This is a genomic window from Chryseobacterium sp. IT-36CA2, from assembly GCF_949767875.1.
GTDB lineage: Bacteria > Bacteroidota > Bacteroidia > Flavobacteriales > Weeksellaceae > Chryseobacterium.
In genome coordinates this window covers 22,120-43,360 of the sequence record NZ_CATKPG010000022.1, presented here as the reverse complement: position 1 = coordinate 43,360, position 21,241 = coordinate 22,120, and the positions used below count along the sequence as shown (strand labels likewise).

Annotated in this window: 25 protein-coding genes and 1 riboswitch; of the genes, 11 read left to right on the top strand and 14 right to left on the bottom strand. The window is 36.1% G+C overall.

Features of this window, described 5'->3' with window-relative positions; translation table 11 throughout:
- Nucleotides 1-161 precede the first annotated feature (161 nt).
- Complete coding sequence (gene mscL / locus ACM6F9_RS15090) at nucleotides 162-539, top strand: large conductance mechanosensitive channel protein MscL (RefSeq protein WP_414846468.1); 378 nt, start codon at nucleotides 162-164, stop codon at nucleotides 537-539.
- Between the two features lie 68 nt (nucleotides 540-607).
- Here the strand turns inward: mscL and ACM6F9_RS15085 are convergent, their stop codons facing one another.
- Both ACM6F9_RS15085 and ACM6F9_RS15080 read right to left on the bottom strand, forming a co-directional pair.
- The gene (locus ACM6F9_RS15085) at nucleotides 608-1,567 is read right to left on the bottom strand and encodes a D-2-hydroxyacid dehydrogenase (RefSeq protein WP_414846467.1); all 960 of its coding nucleotides are present in this window, start codon (nucleotides 1,565-1,567) and stop codon (nucleotides 608-610) included.
- 86 nt (nucleotides 1,568-1,653) lie between these two features.
- On the bottom strand, nucleotides 1,654-2,064 hold the full coding sequence (locus ACM6F9_RS15080; protein WP_089695560.1) for a phosphoheptose isomerase: 411 nt from the start codon (nucleotides 2,062-2,064) through the stop codon (nucleotides 1,654-1,656).
- A 328-nt stretch (nucleotides 2,065-2,392) separates the two neighbouring features.
- Here ACM6F9_RS15080 and idi point away from each other — a divergent pair, with 328 nt between their 5' ends.
- The 3 genes from idi to gcvT are packed head-to-tail and all read left to right on the top strand — an operon-like array spanning nucleotide 2,393 to nucleotide 4,461.
- Nucleotides 2,393-2,902, top strand: a complete 510-nt coding sequence (gene idi / locus ACM6F9_RS15075) for an isopentenyl-diphosphate Delta-isomerase (protein WP_414846466.1) — start codon at nucleotides 2,393-2,395, stop codon at nucleotides 2,900-2,902.
- Nucleotides 2,902-3,375 (top strand): hypothetical protein, encoded by a 474-nt coding sequence (locus ACM6F9_RS15070; protein ID WP_414846465.1) that lies wholly within the window; start codon nucleotides 2,902-2,904, stop codon nucleotides 3,373-3,375. The genes idi and ACM6F9_RS15070 overlap by 1 nt, the downstream gene beginning before the upstream one ends.
- Before the next feature lie 9 nt (nucleotides 3,376-3,384).
- Nucleotides 3,385-4,461, top strand: a complete 1,077-nt coding sequence (gene gcvT / locus ACM6F9_RS15065) for a glycine cleavage system aminomethyltransferase GcvT (RefSeq protein WP_414846464.1) — start codon at nucleotides 3,385-3,387, stop codon at nucleotides 4,459-4,461.
- Between the two features lie 56 nt (nucleotides 4,462-4,517).
- Here gcvT and ACM6F9_RS15060 read toward each other — a convergent pair whose 3' ends face one another.
- Nucleotides 4,518-4,706, bottom strand: a complete 189-nt coding sequence (locus tag ACM6F9_RS15060; protein WP_414846463.1) for a hypothetical protein — start codon at nucleotides 4,704-4,706, stop codon at nucleotides 4,518-4,520.
- Between the two features lie 158 nt (nucleotides 4,707-4,864).
- Complete coding sequence (locus ACM6F9_RS15055) at nucleotides 4,865-5,221, bottom strand: arsenate reductase family protein (RefSeq protein ID WP_414846462.1); 357 nt, start codon at nucleotides 5,219-5,221, stop codon at nucleotides 4,865-4,867.
- A gap of 121 nt (nucleotides 5,222-5,342) precedes the next feature.
- On the opposite strand from ACM6F9_RS15055, the gene ACM6F9_RS15050 reads away from it, so the two are divergent.
- From ACM6F9_RS15050 to ACM6F9_RS15030, 5 genes are all read left to right on the top strand, one after another.
- Nucleotides 5,343-5,810 carry an acyl-CoA thioesterase gene (locus ACM6F9_RS15050; RefSeq protein ID WP_414846461.1) on the top strand — a complete coding sequence of 156 codons (468 nt, stop codon included), beginning with the start codon at nucleotides 5,343-5,345 and terminating at the stop codon, nucleotides 5,808-5,810.
- A 109-nt stretch (nucleotides 5,811-5,919) separates the two neighbouring features.
- Entirely contained in the window at nucleotides 5,920-6,756 is an 837-nt protein-coding gene (locus ACM6F9_RS15045; RefSeq protein WP_414846460.1) for a GLPGLI family protein, read from the top strand.
- Nucleotides 6,757-6,836: 80 nt separating this feature from the next.
- Nucleotides 6,837-6,904, top strand: a riboswitch (Fluoride riboswitch).
- Nucleotides 6,905-6,935: 31 nt separating this feature from the next.
- Nucleotides 6,936-8,243, top strand: coding sequence for a voltage-gated chloride channel family protein (locus ACM6F9_RS15040; protein ID WP_414846459.1), 1,308 nt, complete (start codon nucleotides 6,936-6,938; stop codon nucleotides 8,241-8,243).
- A 190-nt stretch (nucleotides 8,244-8,433) separates the two neighbouring features.
- On the top strand, nucleotides 8,434-9,309 hold the full coding sequence (locus ACM6F9_RS15035) for a LysR substrate-binding domain-containing protein (protein WP_414846458.1): 876 nt from the start codon (nucleotides 8,434-8,436) through the stop codon (nucleotides 9,307-9,309).
- Nucleotides 9,310-9,475: 166 nt separating this feature from the next.
- Nucleotides 9,476-10,411, top strand: coding sequence for a YeiH family protein (locus ACM6F9_RS15030; protein WP_414846457.1), 936 nt, complete (start codon nucleotides 9,476-9,478; stop codon nucleotides 10,409-10,411).
- An 81-nt stretch (nucleotides 10,412-10,492) separates the two neighbouring features.
- Here ACM6F9_RS15030 and ACM6F9_RS15025 read toward each other — a convergent pair whose 3' ends face one another.
- The 8 genes from ACM6F9_RS15025 to ACM6F9_RS14990 all read right to left on the bottom strand — a co-directional run bounded on the left by ACM6F9_RS15025 (nucleotide 10,493) and on the right by ACM6F9_RS14990 (nucleotide 16,785).
- Nucleotides 10,493-10,681 carry a hypothetical protein gene (locus ACM6F9_RS15025; RefSeq protein ID WP_105701521.1) on the bottom strand — a complete coding sequence of 63 codons (189 nt, stop codon included), beginning with the start codon at nucleotides 10,679-10,681 and terminating at the stop codon, nucleotides 10,493-10,495.
- A gap of 169 nt (nucleotides 10,682-10,850) precedes the next feature.
- The gene (locus tag ACM6F9_RS15020) at nucleotides 10,851-12,092 is read right to left on the bottom strand and encodes an MFS transporter (protein WP_414846456.1); all 1,242 of its coding nucleotides are present in this window, start codon (nucleotides 12,090-12,092) and stop codon (nucleotides 10,851-10,853) included.
- 73 nt (nucleotides 12,093-12,165) lie between these two features.
- Nucleotides 12,166-13,731: a ribonuclease Y gene (gene rny, locus ACM6F9_RS15015; protein WP_185146783.1), complete on the bottom strand. Its 1,566-nt coding sequence runs from the start codon at nucleotides 13,729-13,731 to the stop codon at nucleotides 12,166-12,168.
- Between the two features lie 234 nt (nucleotides 13,732-13,965).
- On the bottom strand, nucleotides 13,966-14,253 hold the full coding sequence (locus ACM6F9_RS15010) for a cell division protein ZapA (RefSeq protein WP_414846455.1): 288 nt from the start codon (nucleotides 14,251-14,253) through the stop codon (nucleotides 13,966-13,968).
- The gene (locus ACM6F9_RS15005; protein WP_414846454.1) at nucleotides 14,253-14,642 is read right to left on the bottom strand and encodes a hypothetical protein; all 390 of its coding nucleotides are present in this window, start codon (nucleotides 14,640-14,642) and stop codon (nucleotides 14,253-14,255) included. Before ACM6F9_RS15005 ends, ACM6F9_RS15010 begins: the two co-directional genes overlap by 1 nt.
- 52 nt (nucleotides 14,643-14,694) lie before the next feature.
- The gene (locus ACM6F9_RS15000; protein WP_414846453.1) at nucleotides 14,695-15,477 is read right to left on the bottom strand and encodes a porin family protein; all 783 of its coding nucleotides are present in this window, start codon (nucleotides 15,475-15,477) and stop codon (nucleotides 14,695-14,697) included.
- Between the two features lie 3 nt (nucleotides 15,478-15,480).
- Nucleotides 15,481-16,212 (bottom strand): bifunctional demethylmenaquinone methyltransferase/2-methoxy-6-polyprenyl-1,4-benzoquinol methylase UbiE, encoded by a 732-nt coding sequence (gene ubiE / locus ACM6F9_RS14995; RefSeq protein ID WP_034695974.1) that lies wholly within the window; start codon nucleotides 16,210-16,212, stop codon nucleotides 15,481-15,483.
- A 3-nt stretch (nucleotides 16,213-16,215) separates the two neighbouring features.
- A complete protein-coding gene (locus ACM6F9_RS14990; protein ID WP_414846452.1) occupies nucleotides 16,216-16,785 on the bottom strand; it encodes a hypothetical protein in 570 nt (189 codons plus the stop codon).
- A gap of 101 nt (nucleotides 16,786-16,886) precedes the next feature.
- Here ACM6F9_RS14990 and ACM6F9_RS14985 point away from each other — a divergent pair, with 101 nt between their 5' ends.
- Entirely contained in the window at nucleotides 16,887-17,960 is a 1,074-nt protein-coding gene (locus ACM6F9_RS14985; protein WP_414846451.1) for a 3-oxoacyl-ACP synthase III family protein, read from the top strand.
- A 64-nt stretch (nucleotides 17,961-18,024) separates the two neighbouring features.
- A complete protein-coding gene (locus tag ACM6F9_RS14980) occupies nucleotides 18,025-19,230 on the top strand; it encodes a metallophosphoesterase (protein ID WP_414846450.1) in 1,206 nt (401 codons plus the stop codon).
- A gap of 208 nt (nucleotides 19,231-19,438) precedes the next feature.
- Here ACM6F9_RS14980 and ACM6F9_RS14975 read toward each other — a convergent pair whose 3' ends face one another.
- Together ACM6F9_RS14975 and ACM6F9_RS14970 are read right to left on the bottom strand one after the other, a co-directional pair.
- Complete coding sequence (locus ACM6F9_RS14975; protein ID WP_414846449.1) at nucleotides 19,439-20,191, bottom strand: polysaccharide deacetylase; 753 nt, start codon at nucleotides 20,189-20,191, stop codon at nucleotides 19,439-19,441.
- 84 nt (nucleotides 20,192-20,275) lie between these two features.
- Complete coding sequence (locus tag ACM6F9_RS14970; RefSeq protein WP_414846448.1) at nucleotides 20,276-21,241, bottom strand: NAD-dependent epimerase/dehydratase family protein; 966 nt, start codon at nucleotides 21,239-21,241, stop codon at nucleotides 20,276-20,278.

Below are 21,241 nucleotides of genomic sequence, written 5' to 3'. Positions count from 1 at the left end.
GAGATAAAGTATCTGTAAAAAGCTGAAATATTCATTAAATCAAATTCTATAAATCCCTCATAAAATTCAATGTTTTGGGAATAAAAAACCATAAAAAGTAGTGTTTTTTACATTTTTAAATTATATTTTTGTGTATATACTAATTAAAAAAAATATAAATTATGGGATTTGTTAAAGAATTTAAAGAGTTTGCCTTTAAGGGAAATGTTCTCGACCTGGCTGTCGGTGTGATCATTGGTGCAGCATTTGGTAAAATTGTTTCGTCATTGGTGGAAGATGTAATCACTCCTCTGATCCTGAACCCAGCATTGAAAGCAGCAGGTGCAGAAAACGTTGCCAAACTTACATGGAATGGCGTTGCTTATGGAAACTTCCTTTCTGCTGTCATCAATTTCCTTTGTATTGCTATGGTTCTTTTCTGGATCATCAAATTAGCAAATAAGGTTAACAAAAAAGAAGCTTCAGCTCCTGCAGGCCCTACAGACGACCAAAAATTACTGACAGAGATCAGAGATTTGTTGAAAAGCAAAAATATCTAATCTGTAACAACAGTTTAAAAATAAAAAGCACCTATGTAGGTGCTTTTATTGTATTATATCATTTCAAATTATTGAATCTGTAAGATACTAGAAATCTGCTCTGCCAGAGAAAGCCCGATTCTATCCTGTGCTTCAAGAGTAGAAGCTCCGGTGTGAGGCGTAAGTGAGATTTTAGAATGATTAAGAATTTCCTTAGACGGAGTTGGCTCATTAATGAAAACATCCAGTCCGGCAAATCTTACTTTTCCGGAATCCAAAGCCTGAATTAAAGCAGCCTCATCAATAACGCCACCTCTTGAACAGTTGACAACAGCTACTCCATTTTTCATCATTTCAAACTCATTCTGACCGATCATATACCCATCTTTCTGAGCCGGAACATGTAAAGTAATGAAGTCTGAATGTTTCAGCACTTCCTGTAATGGCTCCGTTTCGATATCAACATTGATAAACTGATTGTTGTAAAACTTCACTTTGATACTTGCTTTTCCTACATTATTATCAGCGGCTACAACTCTCATTCCAAGGCCTAAAGCAATTCTTGCTACTTCCTGACCGATTCTTCCCATTCCTACGATACCAATGGTCTTTCCTCTCAATTCAATACCAGCAGCATACGCTTTTTTAAGGCCTCCAAATTCAGTATCTCCTACTAAAGGCATTTTTCTGTTGGAATCCTGCAGAAATCTTGCACCGGAAAATAAATGAGCAAAGACAAGTTCAGCCACAGATTCTGAAGAAGCTGAAGGCGTATTGATCACGTGAATCCCTTTTTCTCTTGCATAATCTACATCAATATTATCCATACCTACTCCACCTCTACCAATAATGTCGATGGACGGGCATCCGTCAATAATATCTTTTCTTACCTGTGTCGCACTTCTTACCAACAGGGTACGAATCTTATGTTCATTAATATAATCTACCAAAAACTCCTGTGGAACTTTTGTAGTAATCACCTCAAAGCCTTTTTCTGTTAATGCATCTATTCCAGATTGATCCAGGCCGTCGTTTGCTAAAACTTTCATAAAATATCAAGTATATTAAAAAATGAAAGATTTAAAAATTAAAGGAACTGGTTCACATTTAATTTTTAAATCTTTGAATTATATTTTTATTCTCCGTCTTCTTTGAATACTTCAATGGTCACTTGCTTTTCAACCAAATCCGTAAATCTTCCTTTATATCTTGTAGCTCTTACCAGGTGGTTGTCTATCCAGTGATAATTTCCTCCTCTTGGTTTTCCGCAAAGCACGCTGTGGTATTTGAAGCCATGCTTATCCAGCCAGTCGATCGTGATTTGTTTAAGATTTTCGGTTCTTGAAGTAAAAAAGCAGATCTGGTGCCCTTCGTCATACCATTTGTTAATAGTTTCCAGTGCATCAGGATAAGGTTCGCAGGTAACCATCCTTTCTGGTTCTTCGTTGGGAACGTCATCAGTAATGGTTCCGTCGATATCTATTAAGTAATTTTTTATTCCATCCTTTAGAATAGGACTAATGTGTTCAATGTATTCTAATTCCATTACTAAATATTAAAAAACAAAGTTAGCGTTTTTACAGGTACCAGACCTATCAATCTTCATTAATGTTAATATTTTACTACAAAAACTATTATTTAAAGAATAATATTAATATTTTATTAATCATTTTATCACAAATGGTTAAAATTTTTCGTTTCGATTTTTATCTTTAAACAAATAAATCTAATAATATAAAGAAAGTCAGCTAACGAATTTGCCAATTTACTTCGAAGCCTTCACTACTTCTTCCCCCTCATTAACGGTATTACAAAAAGCATGATGTTTATCTAAAAATTTCCAAAATACATTTATAACTCTTACATTTGTAGGAATGGAAGAATTTGTCGTTTTAGTAAATACTGAAGATGAAGTTTTAGGGCTGATGGAAAAACAACAGGCACACATCAATGGCTTGTTACATCGTGCTTTTTCTGTGTTCTTGTTCAATAGTAAAGGAGAAATGCTTCTTCAGAAAAGGGCGTCAGGAAAATATCATTCTCCCAATCAATGGACCAATGCGGTATGCTCACACCCGAGAGAAGGGGAAACTTATAAAGAGGGAGCAGTACGCAGACTGAAGGAAGAACTGGGAATTGAGGCAGAACTTTCAGAAAAATTCAATTTTATTTACAAAGCAGATGTAGGCGGTGGTCTTTGGGAACACGAGCTGGATCATGTATTTGTAGGAAATCACGAAGCTGATTTCAATCTGAATAAAGACGAAGTGGAAGAAGTACGATTCATTGCTCCGGAAGATCTGGATAAAGAAATCGCTGAAACTCCTGAAAATTTTACAGAATGGTTCAAAATCATCCTGGAAGAATATAAACACCATTTTTAATGATGAAGAAAATCTTGTTTTTTTCTGCTCTTATAACGGGAAACCTGTTCTTTGCCCAAAAAGCAAAAGTATACGAAAGCCCCAACTACTCTATTAATGTGCCTGAAGGATGGAAGTCTACTAATGATAGTGAGATTGTGAACATCTTTCCAACAAGCGAAATTGGAGCCATCACCATTTCCGAGTATCACGGACTGGAACTTCCGAAAGAACAAATGAAAAAATTTGTTCTGGATCTTAATAAATCTGCCGATCCGGAAAATAAAGTAAAAGAAAGCAGAAGCAAAAAAGGATATACAGAATATTTCTACGAATATTTTGATGAAAAAGGAAAGCTGTATTGGATTACCAAAGCTTTCCAAAAAGATAAAGATCTGTATCTGATTACCATCAACTGCGGTCAGAAATTCTGGAACGGAAATTATATGACCCAATTCAATGAGACTTTTAACAGTTTTAAAATAAAGAAATAAAAATTAAATATGAAGAAAACAGCCTTGTACGACAAACATGTTTCTTTGGGAGCGAAGATCGTACCTTTCGCAGGTTTTGAAATGCCTGTTCAATATTCAGGGGTTACAGAAGAGCATTTTGCCGTAAGAGAAAAAGCAGGATTATTTGATGTTTCCCACATGGGACAGTTTTTCATCGAAGGACCAGGTTCAAAAGATCTTTTACAGTTCGTAACGACCAATAATGTAGATGCGCTTGAAAACGGAAAAGCTCAGTATTCTTGTCTTCCTAACGAAAACGGAGGAATTGTAGATGACCTTATCGTTTACAAAATGGAAGATGACAAATATTTTGTAGTGGTAAATGCTTCTAACATTGACAAAGACTGGAATCATATTTCAAAATACAATACTTTCGGGGCTAAAATGACCAATGCTTCTGATGAGATGTCTTTATTGGCAGTTCAGGGGCCGAAAGCTACTGAAATTCTTCAAAAACTTACGGAAGTAAACCTTTCAGAAATTCCTTACTATCATTTCACTGTAGGAAGTGTTGCAGGAGAAAATGATGTGATCATTTCAAACACAGGATACACAGGAAGTGGAGGTTTTGAGATCTATTTCAACAACGGGAGTGCTGAAAAACTTTGGGACGCAGTAATAGAAGCTGGTAAAGAAGAGGGAATTATTCCTTGCGGATTGGCTGCCAGAGATACTTTAAGATTAGAAAAAGGATTCTGCCTTTACGGAAATGATATTGATGATACCACTTCTCCTATTGAAGCTGGTTTAGGATGGATCACCAAGTTTGATAAAGATTTTGTTTCTAAAGATGTTTTCGCAAAACAGAAAGAAGAAGGTGTTACTAAAAAATTAGTAGCTTTTGAATTGACAGATAAAGGAGTTCCAAGACACGACTATCCTGTAGTAGATGCTGAAGGAAATGTGATCGGAAAAGTAACTTCGGGAACACAGTCTCCAATGAAGAAAGTAGGTTTAGGTCTTGCATATGTAGACAAGCCTCATTTCAAATTAGGATCTGAGATCTTCATTCAGGTAAGAAATAAAAATATTCCGGCAAAAGTGGTGAAAGCTCCTTTCGTATAGTTGGAAAAAATAGTAAAAAGAGAAGAGGCTGTGAAAATCACAGCCTCTTTTTTTGTCTAATAACAGATACAGCAGATTTTTCTGTCGGGAGAACAGGCATCACCTACTCCGGGTGTATTGGAAATCACTCCGCCTGCAGGCCAGCATAATGTATTACAGTTAACCGGAAGGGTTTTTCCTCCACCACTGATTTCCTTTAAAGCTGATCTGTTAAGATTCTTTGTTTTTGAAAAGTTTGTTTTCATATTATTAATTTTGGTAATACAAATATAATCATTCACTCCATAAAACTAACTAATATACAAATACTTACAAAAAAATAATTTTTGGAGTATGATATAAAAATATCCGGCTTAATAATAAAAATCATTAAGCCGGACAGATCAACTATATAAAGTTGTATTTATTCATGTACGCCAAAGAATTTCTGCAATTCTTCAACATTTTTCTTATCATTTCCTACAAAAATCTCCTTGTCTGTAATAAAGACAGGTCTTTTCAGGAAAGTATAATGATCCAGCAGTAATTCTTTAAAATCTTTCTCGGTTAAAGACTTCACATCCAATCCTCTCAATTTAATCTGAGTAGATTTTTTACTGAACAATGCTTCGTATGATTTTGTTTTTTTATGCATTTCAGCCAATTCTTCTTTCGTGATCGGCTCTTTTTTAATTTCTCGAAGTTCCCAGCCTGTAAGATCAAATTGGGCTAAAATTTTTCTGCAGGTATCACATGTGTTGAGATAAAATACTTTCTTCATTACTGTTTCTAAATCTGTTATTGGTTAAAATTCCCTTTCATTGAAAGTTTCGTCTTTCAAAAGTAGGATTTAATCTAAAACTTTGGAAATTATTAAATAACTTTATTCAAATTTTATAAAGATGCAGAACAAACCTATTACTTTTCAGTTTATTTCGGAGCCTTCAGATGTTAATTACGGAGGAAATGTACATGGAGGAAGTGTTATGAAATGGATTGACCAGGCTGGTTATGCATGTGCAACCACCTGGAGTGGTAATTATTCTGTCACAGTATATGTAGGTGGAATTCGTTTTTATGATCCCATTAAAATCGGGGAAGTGGTAAAGGTAGACGCTCAGGTGATCTTTACCGGAACATCCAGCATGCATATCGCCATTAATGTCTTTTCGAGAAACCTGAAACAGCCTAATTTTGAGAAAAAAACCCACTGTATTATTGTTTTTGTTGCAGTAGACGAAAATGGAAAAAAACTACCTGTACCGAAATGGATCCCAGAAACAGAAGAAGAAAAGCAGCAGGAATTATATGCTAAACGCCTGATGGAGCTGAGAACACAGATTGAGGATGAAATGAAACCATTTTTGTAGAGACGAGGTACAGGGGTAAGGTGATGCGAGAATTTAAAGTTTAAAGTTTAGAGTTTAAGGTTGTGGGCAAATAACAACCAGTAACTAGTTACAAAACTAACCACATTATATGAAAAGTATTTTCACCTTCGTGGCATTGCTTATTATAGCTTTGATCCAGGCTCAGACGCATCGGTTTATTTATGAACTGCAATATAAGATGGACTCTACAGAGACCACTTATGAAAAACTTCATATGATACTGGACATTACCCCAAAAGAGGTAAAATTTTACGGAAGAAATCTGATCACAACAGATTCTTTAAATAAAAAATTCGGCATGAATACCAGTCATACCGATATGTCCGGACAGGTAGTGAAAAGAAAAGTCAATTCTTTTGATAATGAAAACTATATCAATATTAAAAACGGATATTATTCCTTTAAAACCACTGATAAAGTAAACTGGATTATTTCTAATGAAACTAAAAAAGTAGAAAATTATACGTTACAAAAAGCCACTACCCGATTCGGAGGACGAGATTGGACAGCTTGGTTTTGTAAAGATATTCCTTTTAATGAAGGTCCGTTTAAACTCCGTGGATTACCTGGTTTAATCTTTGAGCTGTCTGATACAAAGAAAAATTTTATGTATCATCTTATCAAAAGCCAGGAACTCAAACAAATCTATCCTACCAATGATTTTCTTGAATCTAATTTTGGAAATAAAGCTGTTCCCATTAATGAAAAGCAAAAATATAAACTGATCATTGATTTTTATAATGATCCCTTTGCTTTTGAAAGGAACAATTTCAGCAAATCCAACAATGATCTTAAAATTAATATCAATGGAAAAGAAATTCATAATGTGGATGAGTTGAATACCCAAACCAAAAGCATGCAGGAAGTCATACGAAAATACAACAATCCGCTTGAGATTGATAAGGCTATTCATTATAAAGAATAAAATTTCAGCACAAAACAAACTAAAATTCAATGTAAGATTTGTATTTATTTTTTTGAAAAATAAATTCTTTTTATATTTGCACTATCAAAGGAAATGGTGTTCTTCCTTACCCAACCGCTTTACAAAAGCTGATGACGCCTGATTAAAAGATTATTAACAAATAACTAATCAGGATTATTATGTCAAAAAGTCAAAGAACACTAGCTAAAAAAGCAGTTTTTCACACCCAATTTTTCTTCAGAAAATTTCCGGCTCTGCCCTATATTTTAAAATGGCTGTGTATCAGTATTCTTATTGGGACTTTAGTTGGAACAGCTTCTGCAGGTTTTCTTCAATCCTTAGAATGGGCAACGAACTTCAGAGAAAATCATCTCTGGCTGATTGCTTTACTTCCTATAGCCGGGTTCCTGATAGGGCTTCTTTATTATTACTTCGGGAAAGACGTGGAAGCAGGAAATAACCTGTTGATTGATACTATTCATGAGCCCAAGGGAATTATTCCTTTTAAGATGGCTCCTTTTGTATATCTGGGAACGATTGTCACTCATTTTTTCGGAGGTTCTGCAGGCCGTGAAGGAACAGCACTTCAAATGGCGGGAGCTATCGCAGACCAGCTTACAAAACCTTTTAAACTTGACAGAAACGAAAGAAAGATACTGATTATTGCTGCTATTGCTGCCGGATTTGGCTCTATTTTCGGAACTCCACTGGCCGGAGCTGTTTTTGGTATTGAAGTTTTTCTGATCGGAAGAATTCGTTATAATGCCATCTTTCCTGCATTTGCTTCCGCAATTCTGGCAGATTGGGCTACCAACCTCTGGAATGTAAAACATACTCATTATCATATTGATTTTATTCCAAAACTTGAATTCCTCCCAATTCTATATAGTATTTTAGCTGGAATAGCCTTCGGAATATGTGCTGCTGCTTTCAGCAAAATGATCCATTGGATGGGCTCTTTTTTCAAATCAAAAATCAAATACCCTCCACTTCGCCCTGTTGTGGGAGGAATTATTATTGCGCTTGCTGTTTTTGCCATAGGTACAACCCGCTATATTGGATTAGGAGTACCTGTGATTCTAGAATCTTTTGATAAACAGCTTCCACTGTATGATTTTGCTTTAAAAATGATTTTTACCATCATTACCCTTTCAGCGGGGTTTAAAGGTGGGGAGGTTACTCCTTTATTCTTTATCGGAGCTACTTTAGGCAGTGCTTTATCTCTATTTATTCCTTTACCGTTTGGTTTACTGGCTGGAATGGGATTTGTAGCCGTATTTGCCGGAGCCACCAATACTCCTTTAGCCTGTATGCTGATGGGAGTTGAATTATTCGGGACAGAATGTGGAGTGTATGTAGCTATTGCCTGTGTTGTATCTTATCTCCTTTCCGGCCACAACAGTATTTATTCGAAACAGAAAATCGGGGAAGCGAAGAACAGAAGATTTGAAAGTCAGCAGGACAGATCTATTTCGGATTTTTTATAAGTTTATTGTTACTAGTTATTTTTTGGTTGCTAGTTGCTAATTATTTTTGTTGGTAGTTACTGGTTAGCTATAACCTTAAACTTTAAATTCCCGAACCACAAAACCCGAATCTTGTATCACATCTCCCTCCCACACTCAAGCTCCCTAACTCTACCTCGCCATTTCCAACTATAATTCGTAATTTTACCCCATGTTCGATTACAGATTAAAAGTTTTCCATACGGTAGCTACCCGACTCAGCTTTACCAAAGCTTCAGAGGAACTTCACATTTCCCAACCTGCTGTTACCAAACACATTAAAGAAATTGAAACTCAGGTAGGAGCCAAATTATTTAACCGTAAAGGAACTTCTATTCAGCTGACTCAAAGCGGAAAAATTCTATTTGAACATGCAGAGAAGATCAGAAATATCTACCGTGACATGGAATTTGAGATTAGCCAGATCAGTCAGCAGCATAAAGGAAAACTGATTATCGGGGCAAGTACAACGGTTGCACAGTATATTTTACCGGAAATTTTGGCCAAATTCAATTCTTATTATAAAGACATTAAGATTGAACTTCTTACTGGAAATACGGAAACCATCTCTACCCTTTTAAAGGAAGAAAAGATTGATCTGGGTATTATTGAAGGAGAGTCACAGTCTTCTTATTTTGAGTATAAAACTTTTAAGCCCGATGAAATTGTTCTGGCTGCAAAATCAGATCATCCGCTTGCCCATAAAATCTTACACTTAAAAGATCTTTATCAACTGGATATGATCTTCAGGGAGCAAGGTTCCGGAACGCTGGAATTTATCCAAAACAGGCTTAAAGAAAAGGAAATCAATCTCCATGACCTGAATACTGTCATGCAGCTGGGAAGCAGTGAAAGTATTAAAAATTACCTTCTCCACTCGGAATGTATGGCATTTCTTTCCATCAGTACCATTTTGAATGAGCTTAAAAATAATGTACTGACCGTTATTGATATTAAAAATTTCAGTATTGAAAGAGATTTTCATTTTATTCTTCCTAAAGGAGAACAATCTGAACTGATTAAGCTTTTCCTGAGATTTGCAGAGTAACTGATTTGTACAATGTATAAAGTATTTAATGTCCTGGCAGATCCTTTAGTTGATTATCCGAAATACATTTTACATTATAACTTTTAGTTATCCAATATAACAAAATACAATTTACTTTGTAATAGTATTTTCCGGAATTTTGATGCAGATTTTAAAAGTTCGCATTATGAAAGATTTCATTCAAAATGAAATGACACGGAAAGTATTTTTTATTATATTGGCAGTTTTGTGTCTTACACCGCTTATATCTTCACCTATAGCCCTTACTTTGGGATTTGGGCTAGCTGTTCTGATAGGAAACCCTTTTGAAAAGCATCTCCATCATTATATTCATTTGCTTTTGCAGATATCAATTGTAGGCTTGGGATTCGGATTGAAACTGGATGAAGCACTTCATGCCGGGAAAACAGGTTTAATGCTAACAATTGTAAGTATTGTTACAGTAATGGTTTTGGGATATTTCCTGGGAAAAGTATTTAAACTGGAAAGACCTTTATCTTATCTTCTCTCTGCGGGAACAGCTATTTGCGGCGGAAGTGCGATTGCAGCCGTTTCTCCTATCATTAAACCCAATACAAAACAGATTTCTCTTGCATTGGCCATTGTATTTACATTAAATTCTATTGCACTGTTTGTATATCCTGCTATAGGACATCTTTTAAATCTTTCTCAGGAGCAGTTTGGACTTTGGTGTGCCGTGGGAATTCACGATACAAGTTCTGTAGTAGGTGCTGCCAGCAAATATGGAGATGAAGCCTTAAAAATAGCAACTACGGTAAAATTGGCCCGTGCTTTATGGATCATTCCTGTTTCTCTGATTACCATGTTTATTTTTAAAAACAAAGATTCAAAAATAAAAATTCCGTGGTTTATCGGTTATTTTATTGTTGCGATTCTACTGAATACTTATTTCCCTATTCTTGACCGTTTCAGTACTTCAATCACTGTTTTGGCAAAATCCGGATTGAATCTGACTTTATTTTTCATCGGTTCTACCCTTTCTATTCAGACGCTGAAGTCTATTGGATTAAAACCTCTAGCAATGGCAATTATCCTGTGGGTAACGATAAGCATTGGAAGCCTTCTTTACATTATCCATTAAAAAGAGCAGAACCCTTTTGAAATCAAAAGGGTTCTGCATATTAAATGTGGAAATGTTTATTTCGTATTGAAATAATTTTCTTTAGATTGCGGCTTCACCACAAGTATATACCTGCGGACAACCGATATACTGTACACAATACCAAGGTCCTGTTACAGATCCTGAGCAGCTGCATCCGCAAAGAGATAAGTCCGGATTACCGCTTACTCCTCCTGTAATATTTTTCAAGTCTTGTTTTCTCAGTTTTTTAGCATTTTTCATAATGTTCATGTGGTTTAGTTTTGATTAAACAATATAGTTTTAGTTACGTTCCAAAGTTAAACAAATATTAAATACTCGCAACAAAAACCAGAATAAAAATTAATAATTTATTGATTATAACTTAATTATTACATTCAAAATAAGGAATACTAGTGTATTATTTATTAAACAATTTAAATTATTCAGTAAATTCAAGATCCTTGTCATGCGTTTCCGAAATGGTAAGTGAGGAATAAAATGCAAGCCCGAATACCACCACTCCTACTATGGCTGCACTTTCTACTACAGGGAAATGACCTTTAAGAGAATCAAAAGCAAAAATCATCACCGGCACAAGTCCTCTTACCATGTTGGGAACGGTAGTTGTTGCTGTATTTCTGATATTCGTTCCGAACTGTTCTGCAGCCAGCGTCACAAACATAGCCCAGTATCCAGTTCCAAAGCCCAGCCATACACAAAACAGATAATATTTTGTTTCCGTATTCGTATTACCAAATAACATTATTGCTACTCCAATCAGGGTAAAGATCAGCATATAAAATATGGCCATTTTACGGGATTTTAAAGCATGGGATATAAAACCACTCAATAAATCACCGACAGAAATTCCTATATACGCCCACATAATTGCTTTTCCGGGGTTAAGATCCTTGATTCTCATTTCAGGAGCAAACTGATTGGCTAAAACAGCCAGAATCCCAATACAGTACCACGTAGGCAATCCTACAGCAATGCATTTTAAATATCTTATCAATCGGTCTTTATTCGTAAAAAAGGATAGAAAATTCCCTTTTGACACATTTTTATGGACAATATTCTTATAAATTCCGGATTCGGATACGCTTATTCTCAGCACTAATAGCAAAATTCCCATTATTCCTCCGATAATGTAAGAGATATTCCACCCTCCGGCCAGTTCTACGGTAAGCTGAGCGACTACAGCACCCATTAATCCGAAACCAGCAACCACGGAGGTTCCGATGGCTCTTAAATTCTTTGGCAGACTTTCAGAAACCAGCGTAATTCCTGCTCCAAGCTCTCCGGCAAGACCAATCCCCGCAATAAACCTTAAACCGGCATATTGATATACTAAATGCTCTTTAGGGAAATAAGGAAGAAAACCACAGGCAATGTTGGCCAAGGAATACACCAGAATAGAACCAAACAAAACGGAAAGTCTCCCTTTTTTATCGCCAAAAATCCCCCAGAAAACCCCTCCAACAAGAAGTCCTACCATCTGGCAGTTCAGAATAAAGGTTCCGTCTGCATCAGGATTCAGCCCCAATGCTTTTAAACTGGGTATTCTAACGATCCCAAATAAAAGGAGATCATAGATATCTACAAAATAGCCTAAGGCAGAAATAATAACAGGAATAGAAAAAATGTACTTCAGCTTTGAAGACAGGGACAGTTCTTGCATTTTTAAGTTTTGATAAAAATAAAAAACCTTTCAATTTCTTGAAAGGTTTTTATCAAATATCTTTTTCTGATTATTATCTGGCAATATTCACAGCTCTCGTTTCTCTGATTACTGTTACTTTTACCTGCCCCGGATAAGTCAGTTCATTCTGAATTTTCTCTGAGATATCGTAAGAAAGCTGAGAAGCTACTTCATCATTTACTTTTCCGCTCTCTACCATTACTCTCAGTTCTCTACCTGCCTGAATTGCATAAGCGCTTGATACTCCATCAAAGCTTAATGCTGCAGATTCAAGATCTTTTAATCTCTGGATGTATGATTCCAATACCTGTCTTCTTGCTCCCGGTCTTGCTCCTGAAATCGCATCGGCAACCTGAATGATCGGAGATAGTAATGATTTCATTTCAATTTCGTCGTGGTGAGCTCCGATAGCATTTACTACTTCAGGGTTTTCACCGTATTTCTCAGCCCACTGCATTCCTAAAAGGGCGTGTGGCAATTCTGATTCCTGCTCAGGAACTTTACCGATATCGTGTAAAAGACCTGCTCTTTTGGCTAATTTTACGTTTAATCCTAACTCAGCAGCCATCGTTGCAGCAATGTTTGCTACTTCTCTTGAGTGCTGTAGTAAGTTTTGTCCGTAAGAAGAACGGTATTTCATTCTACCTACGATTTTGATCAATTCTGGGTGTAATCCGTGGATTCCTAAATCAATGATGGTTCTCTTACCTACTTCAATGATTTCCTCTTCAATCTGTTTTCTTGTTTTTTCTACTACCTCTTCAATTCTCGCCGGGTGAATTCTACCATCGGTTACCAATCTGTGAAGGGATAGTCTTGCAATCTCTCTTCTTACAGGGTCAAAACATGAAAGAAGAATAGCTTCCGGAGTATCATCAACGATGATTTCTACGCCCGTTACTGCTTCTAAAGCACGGATATTTCTACCTTCTCTACCGATAATTCTACCTTTTACTTCATCAGATTCAATATTGAAAACTGATACTGAGTTTTCGATAGCCTGCTCAGTTCCGATTCTCTGAATCGTTTGGATAACGATTTTTCTAGCTTCGTTTTTGGCATTCATCTGAGCTTCCTCCATGATGCTCTGAACGTGTGCCTGTGCTCTTGTTTTAGCTTCCGCTCTCATGGTTTCTACCAATTCTGCTTTAGCTTCATCAGCTGTATAATTAGAAATTTTCTCAAGTATTTCTACTTTCTTGGCGTTAGCTGTATCTAATTCCTGTTGTTTTCTTTCAAGAATTTCGGTCTTCTTAGCATAGTCTCCAATCTGCTTGTCTAAATCTTTTTCAAGTTTTCCGGTCTTGCTAAGTTCATCATTCAGCTTATGCTCCTTGTCTTTCGTTCTCTTTTCAACTTCCTGCATTTTCTTTTCACGGGACTGAATGTCTGCATCATGCTGAGATTTCAGTTCCAGGAATTTTTCTTTTGCCTGAAGGTTCTTTTCTTTCTTTATGGATTCAGCTTGTACGTTAGCTTTTTCTATAAGGTTTTCGGCGTTTTTCTTAGCATCATCTATGATGAATTTTGCCTTAGTATTCAGAGAACTTCTGGAGAAAAACATCCCCACTACAGCTCCAATTACTAAACAAACAACACCGACTATAACTTCTATCATAATTTATATTGAGTTTTAATTGTATTCATATCCTTGTTAAATAAAAAAAGCCCACAATAATCCAGAGATTGAGAGTAAACTCCTAATCAACACGATTTGAACTGATTTCCACTGTCTGTAATCCGGAAATCCGGCACGCCATTCGATGGACATTTGTTCGGTAATTGTTTAGCGTTGAGTTTACCTTTAATGTGTTAGAATTATTGTAGGCAGTAATTTTTCAGGAAAAAAAATCTATTTCCCGATTTCATTCAACGACTGGTTAATCTGCGTTAACCTTTCGTTGGTAGAATTAATATTTTTTTCGTAGTTCACAGAAACTACTTCTGCATTGGTTCCCAGTTTCAGGGCACACATTGCCAAAGCATCCTGTTTATCTCTTACATCGAAGTTCTGTTCAAAATCTTTAATCATATTCTCGATCTGCTTCCCTACTTTACGCAAAGTTTCTTCCTCTGCTGCCGGTACGTTCAGCGGATATACTCTTCCTGCAATGTTGACGGTTATTCTCCTTATCTCCATTATAATCCACTGTTTTGAAGCTGAGCAATACAGAAATCAATTTCTTTCACCAACCTGTTGATATGGTTTTTCATTAATCTATTGTGTTCAGGATTTCCTGATATTGCTGAATAAAGTTTTATATTTTTTTGTTCTTCTGCTAATACCTGATTTTTTCTTCTTTCCTCATCATATTTCTTCTTCAATTCTTCATGCTCAATATTTAATTCTTTTAAATTTTCCGTAAGATTTTTATAGTTCTTTTGCAGAGTCGAAATCTTTCTCTCTAATTCTGAAAAATTGTTTTCTAAATCTTGAAGCATTTCAGGTTTGTATATTCTAACTAAAAGCAAAAATAAAAAAATAATAACACTAACAAAAATAAAACGCTCTATATTTTGATATAACAATAAAAAAGGAGGTGCTAATGCACCTCCCGTCTATTTTTGAATGAAATATTTTTTACTCAAATTTCAGAACAAACATTACGGCTCTTGTCTGTAATGTAGAAATAGCAGATGCCCAGTAAGGAGGTGTAGTAGCATTATCCGCCACTTTCTCATTGTTCATAAAGAAGGTTCCTCTTACCGCAGGAGTCAGTTTAAATTTGTTGAAATAAAACTGAATTCCCATTTCTGCAGACCACGCAAAGTTGTGCGTTGTAGATCTGTAGATTCCCTGCATGTTATCATCTGTAGAAGTTGCATTAGACTGAAGGTTTACTACATAGTTCACCCCAGCGGCAACGTAAGGCCTTGAATTGTACCATCTCTGACCGTGAAGTTCCAAAAGTACCGGAATATCAATCAAAGTAGATTTAATTTCTCTTACTCTATCCTTCTCCTGTAAAGGGATTGGCATAAAAGGAGGATTGGTCAAAGACCCACCTGCATAAATGTCATTGGATTGAGTATTAAAAGTCAACTGTCTTTGTGCAAACTGTAAACCTGGTTCTATTCTTACGTCAAGATAGTCATTCAGTCTCCATTTTGCAATAAGCCCGGCACCGAAACTATAACTTTCCTTAGAGGTAACAAGGTTTTCATTATCATTCATCCCGTACTTCGGATGTAGAACAATGCGGTAATCCAGTCTGTTCCCGTTCAAATAAAACCCCCAACTGAATTTCTGTTCGTCGAAATCTTCCAACTTATCCATTCTGTTTCGGGTTCTGAATTGCGCGTTTGCAAAGACGGCAACATTTACTGAGGTTAAAACCAGTGCTTTTAATAGAAATTTATTCATAGGTTACTTTGTTGCTTTATAAATTGTGGCTATACCTAAACTTAATTTTTTATATTCAACTTTCTTAAATCCCGTATCTAAAAGAATTTGCTTCATCTTCTCCCCGAAAGGAAAAGCATTTACAGAATCCGGAAGGTATGTATACGCCCTATTATCCTTAGAAACCAATCTGCCGATGGCAGGTAATATATTTTTAAAATAAAACATATAAAATGGTCCCATGAAACCCTCTACCTTTGAAAACTCCAGTATATAAACACTTTTGTTATCTTTAACTACTCTTCTTAACTCTGCCAAACCTTTGGTAAGGTTTTCAAAATTCCTTACTCCAAATGCAACGGAAACAGCATCAAATCTATTGTCCTCGAAAGGTAAATTTTCTGCATCTCCTTTTTGCATGGAAATTTTGCCGTCTAATTTAAGTTTTTTTATTTTAATAACGCCAACATTCAGCATTTGTTGTGATAAATCTAATCCAACTACTTTAGAACCGGTTCCTTTTTCAATCGTAATTGCCAGATCTCCCGTTCCTGTAGCCACATCCAGCACTTCCTGCGGATTATCATTTTTCATCCATTTTACCAGTTTATTTCTCCACAAAATGTCAATTTTCATGGATAAAACACGGTTCAGAAGGTCGTACTTCGGTGCAATATTGTCGAACATATCCTCTACCTGGCTCTTTTTTGTAGCCTCTGAATTGTAGGGAGTAACTTTGGTGATATCTTTTGTCAAAACTTAAAACTTGTAATATTCTTTATAATAATTTAGGTAATCCTGCTTTCTGAAGATTTTGGATCTTGATTCCACTTGCTGGATATTCTTGATCACTTGGTCATAGTCTTCATCTACATTGTAATAAAAATCTTCTGTGTAAAGCTTATTGAAGCGTTTCGCTCCTCCGTAATAATCCTTTCCGTCAATAACGGTTTTATCAAGTGCTGACAGCAACGAATCTTTTTTAAGATTGTATCCGTAATACTGATCATTCACATAGTAATCCTGGTGGGTAATATTAATCAGGCCACGAAGTTTATTTACTTCAAATGCTGAATCATAAAGCATTTTTTTGTTCTGATCAAAAACCTGAATAGAGTTTTTCCCTTTATTCAAATCCACATGCACATACTGCCCCGCTGAAATAATTCCTTCAGATCCGTTATTGATCTTAAAGTAATACGTATTCGGGGTAGGATTATCTACCACATAATAATTCTTCTTGGCTAAAAAAAGGAAGTAGATCCCAAAGGCAACGATAAACGCCACAGCTGCAATAAGTAAGCCTTTTAAGGATGAGTTGTTTTTCATAGATTGTAAAGTACAATTTTTGCAAATTTAATAATATTTTTAATTCTCTGTTATTAATATTAATTATTAACTTTGCATCTTTAAAAAAATCATATAAACGAATGCCGAATACGATCATTATTGGCTCTGGATCTTATATTCCGAACAGAGTTATTGGTAGAGATTACTTCATGAATTCCGAGTTCTATACTGAAGACGGAGTAAAGATTGAAAAGCCTGTGGAAGAGACCATTGCGAAATTTGTAGAGATTACAGAAATCGAAAACAGGAGATTCATTGAGGATGATCTTTCCAACTCTCAAATCGGTTATGAAGCTGCAAAAGTTGCCCTTGAAGATGCAAAAGTAGACGGCGAGGAATTAGATTATATCATCTACGCAAGTAATTTTGGGGAAGTTACTGAAAACGGATACGCTGATTTCATGCCAACTATGGCAGCGAGAGTAAAGAATAAGCTGGGAATCAAAAACAGAAAATGCGTAACATATGATATGGTTTTCGGATGTCCTGGGTGGGTAGAAGCTATGATTTTGTCTGATAATTTAATTAAAGCTAAGGTTGCTAAAACTATTCTTGTGATTGGGGCTGAAACATTAAGCAGAGTAACAGATCCATATGACAGAAACAGAATGATCTTTGCTGATGGTGCCGGAGCTGTAGTAGTAAAAGCAACTGACGAAGAAAATGTTGGAATTATTGCCCACAACACTATCTGTGACAACGGACCAGAACTAAACTACCTTGAAAATCAACCATCTATCAACAAAGAAGCAGATCAAAAGCGCCTTTATGTAAGAATGCTAGGAAGAAAGATTTATGAATATGCTCTTAAAAATGTACCTGATGCTATCAAGGATACTATTACAGATGCAGGTCTTTCTATTGAAGACATAGATAAAATCTTAATTCACCAGGCAAACGCTAAAATGGATTATGCTATGATTGAGAGACTTCACAGGCTTTACGATGTGAAAGAATATGATCACGCAATCTCTCCTATGACCATTCAGGATCTTGGAAACACTTCTGTAGCAACAATTCCTACAATGTATGATATCATAATTAAAGGAAAAATGGAGGGTCAATCGTTTAAAGATAATGGTAACATTGTGATGACTTCGGTAGGTGCCGGAATGAATATCAATGCTATCGTTTATAGATTTCCTAAAAAATAATATTTAAACAATTAAAATATAAAAGCACAGGGAAGTTATTCTTTGTGCTTTTTTTGATCAGAACATGCAAAAGAATCTTTTAATCATCGCCGGAATCTTCCTGTTTTTGGAAGTGTACATTTATCAGGCTATCAGAACGCTTACCGATAATTTCTGGATCAGAATCGGATATTGGGTAATATCATTAACCGTTTACGCCATTTTCGCGTATGAGGTCACTCATTACCAAAGGTCAGACCGAAGTATGGTAAGGGCTCAGATCATGATTTCATTATTTTTGATTTTCATCATGCCTAAAATTTTCGTGGTTCTGTTTTTATTAATTGATGATCTTATCAGAATCGGAGGTTATCTGATAGGCTTTGCCAAACCTTCAGAAAATTTCTTCCCGGAAAGGCGAAAGTTCCTGAGCCTTGTTGGACTGGGGATGAGTGGCGTTCTTTCTGCTCTTTTCATAGACGGAATTACGTTTGGAAAATACAGGCATAAGGTAAGAAGAGTAAGAGTCAACTTTGCCAATCTTCCCAAAAGCTTTAAAGGGTACAAAATCATCCAGATTTCCGATGTTCACAGTGGAAGCTTCTCAGATCCGAGTAAGTTACAGCACGCTATCGAACTAATCAACGAACAGAAGCCTGATCTGGTATTATTTACCGGAGATATGGTCAATAACGTGGCGGATGAATTCAAACCTTTCATTCCTTTATTTTCAAAAATTCAGGCAAAAGATGGCAAATTGGCCGTATTAGGAAACCATGATTACGGAGATTACGTAACCTGGGAATCACCTGCAGCCAAAAAAGAAAACCTTGACACCCTGATCGACTATGAAAAACAGGCCGGTTTTGATATGTTGAGAAATGAACACAGAGTCATTGAGAAAAACGGAGAGAAACTCTACATTCTGGGTGTTGAAAACTGGGGATTGAAGCCATTTCCTCAATTCGGAAAAATAGATGATGCATTAAAGAACGTACCAGAATCTGCAACTAAAATTTTAATGAGCCACGACCCTACCCATTTTGATTATGTGGTTAAAAAACACCCTTCCAACATCCATTTGACCCTTTCGGGACACACACACGGAATGCAGTTTGGTCTGGATCTTAAAAATGTAAAATGGTCACCAGTACAATACAGATACCCAAAATGGGCCGATTTATACGAAAGCGAAGGAAAACTACTGTACGTTAACAGAGGATTTGGGGTATTAGGATATCCGGGAAGAGTGGGCGTATTGCCGGAGATTACTCTTTTTGAACTGAGCTAGAAGTGCGGGATACGGGTTGTTAGTTGTTTAGTTGCGAGTTTATTTTATTACGGGTTTCAAGATGCGAGTTGCTTGCCGTGAGTTTATTTTGTTTCGAGTTGCAGGTTGTTTTTGTTCCTGATTACCCACAACGCTAAACCCTCAGATACTCCCACTCTCAAACTCCCTAATCCCTAAAACCTGCTACCTAATATCTACAACCTTTCACCTAAAAAATATAATCTTTCATGCGGGAAGTAGCCATTTCCCTGTCATTAAGAAAAGTAAGGAGGGCATCTAATTTGTCCTCCATTTTTTTGCCCGAAAATAAGCTTCGGTAGAATGGTATTTCAAAGCGGTATTTCTTGAAATCGGTAAACTGCCATGTATTTAAATAGATCAACACAAACTCTTCATTCTGCAGAGTCTCCAGCACCATATTCTGATAATACTTCATCGGCAGGATCTGAAATACAAAATCATTGTAAGGGAGCTGACTGTACGGGGAAATACTTTCCGGGACAATACTCAGTCCGTCTTCTTCGGTAATCACTGTATCTCTTTTGAGTCTTTTGAAAGGAAAAAGAATATTGGCATTATCAATATTGGAGACGTAATTAAATTCCATCAGCTTCAAAATCTCCTGCGAAACTTTTACATCTTTCTGACGAATTCCCCTGATCTGTTTTTCCAAAAGTTCCTGAATATTCTTCTTGGCATTTTCAATTTCTTCCGGATTGGACCCTTTATTATAAAAAGCAATTTCATGCCCTTTGGATGAAATTGCTTTTATTAAATTCTGAAGTTTTCCGGTAAGAGAAACCTCTACAAAAAAACTTGATTTGATATCATGAATATCTAAAATTCTAAGAATTGCTCTGGTATTATCTTCTGTAATTTTCAGTCTTTCATCAGCGGTAATTTGAACACCGTTTTTTACTTCAGCTTCAATTTCCGTGATGTTAAAAGTTAATAATACCATTTAAATTAAATTTTATATAAATACTTTAAAATATTAAAAATCAGATGTTAAATCAATTATTAATTAAAGTAATACTTCACATTATTAATCCTTTCCTAATTTTACCTTCAGATTCTTAATCATATCTCTTGTCATTTCAGAAATTCCGAAATCATAAGACAGACCCCAGTCTTTTTTTGCTACAGAATCATCAATCGAAGCCGGCCATGAATCCGCAATTGCCTGTCTGAAATCCGGGTTGTAATCAATCGTAAAATCTGGAATTTCTTTCTTGATTTCATCTGACAATTCTTTCGGAGTAAATGACATTCCACCCAAATTATAAGAAGAACGAACCGTTACACTTTCTTTGGGAGCTTCCATTAATTTCAGAGTTGCATTGATGGCATCATCCATATACAACATTGGCATTCCTGTATTCTCGGAAATGAAACTTGTATACTTTCCATCTTCAATTGCTTTGTAGAAAATCTCAACCGCGTAGTCAGTAGTTCCACCTCCTGCCGGAGTTTTCCATGAGATCAATCCAGGGTATCTGATACTTCTTACATCTACCCCATATTTGTCGAAATAGTATTCGCACCACTTCTCCCCTGCCATTTTTGAGATCCCATAAACAGTTGTTGGGTTCAACACCACATCCTGCCCTACATCATGTTTTGGAATTCCTTTTCCAAATACAGCAATAGAACTTGGCCAGAAGATCTTTTTAAGAAGCCCTTCTTTCGCCATTTCACAAAAATGAAGCAGTGGTTCAAGATTCAGTTTCCACGCAAAAATAGGCTGCTTTTCCGAAGTTCCGGATAAAAGTGAGGCAAGGTGATACACTGTGGTGATGTCGTAATCTTTAATTACCTGTCTTACCAATTGGGTATTGGTAACATCCATTCTTTCATAGTGTCCGGCAGAAGTAATTCCTTCCTGCCATCTGTCTAATCCTGAAGCAACCACGTTTTCAGCTCCGTGAATTTCAACAAGTCTGTTCGTAAGTTCGGTACCAATTTGTCCCAAGGCACCTGTAATCAGTATTCTTTCCGTATAGGATTCCAT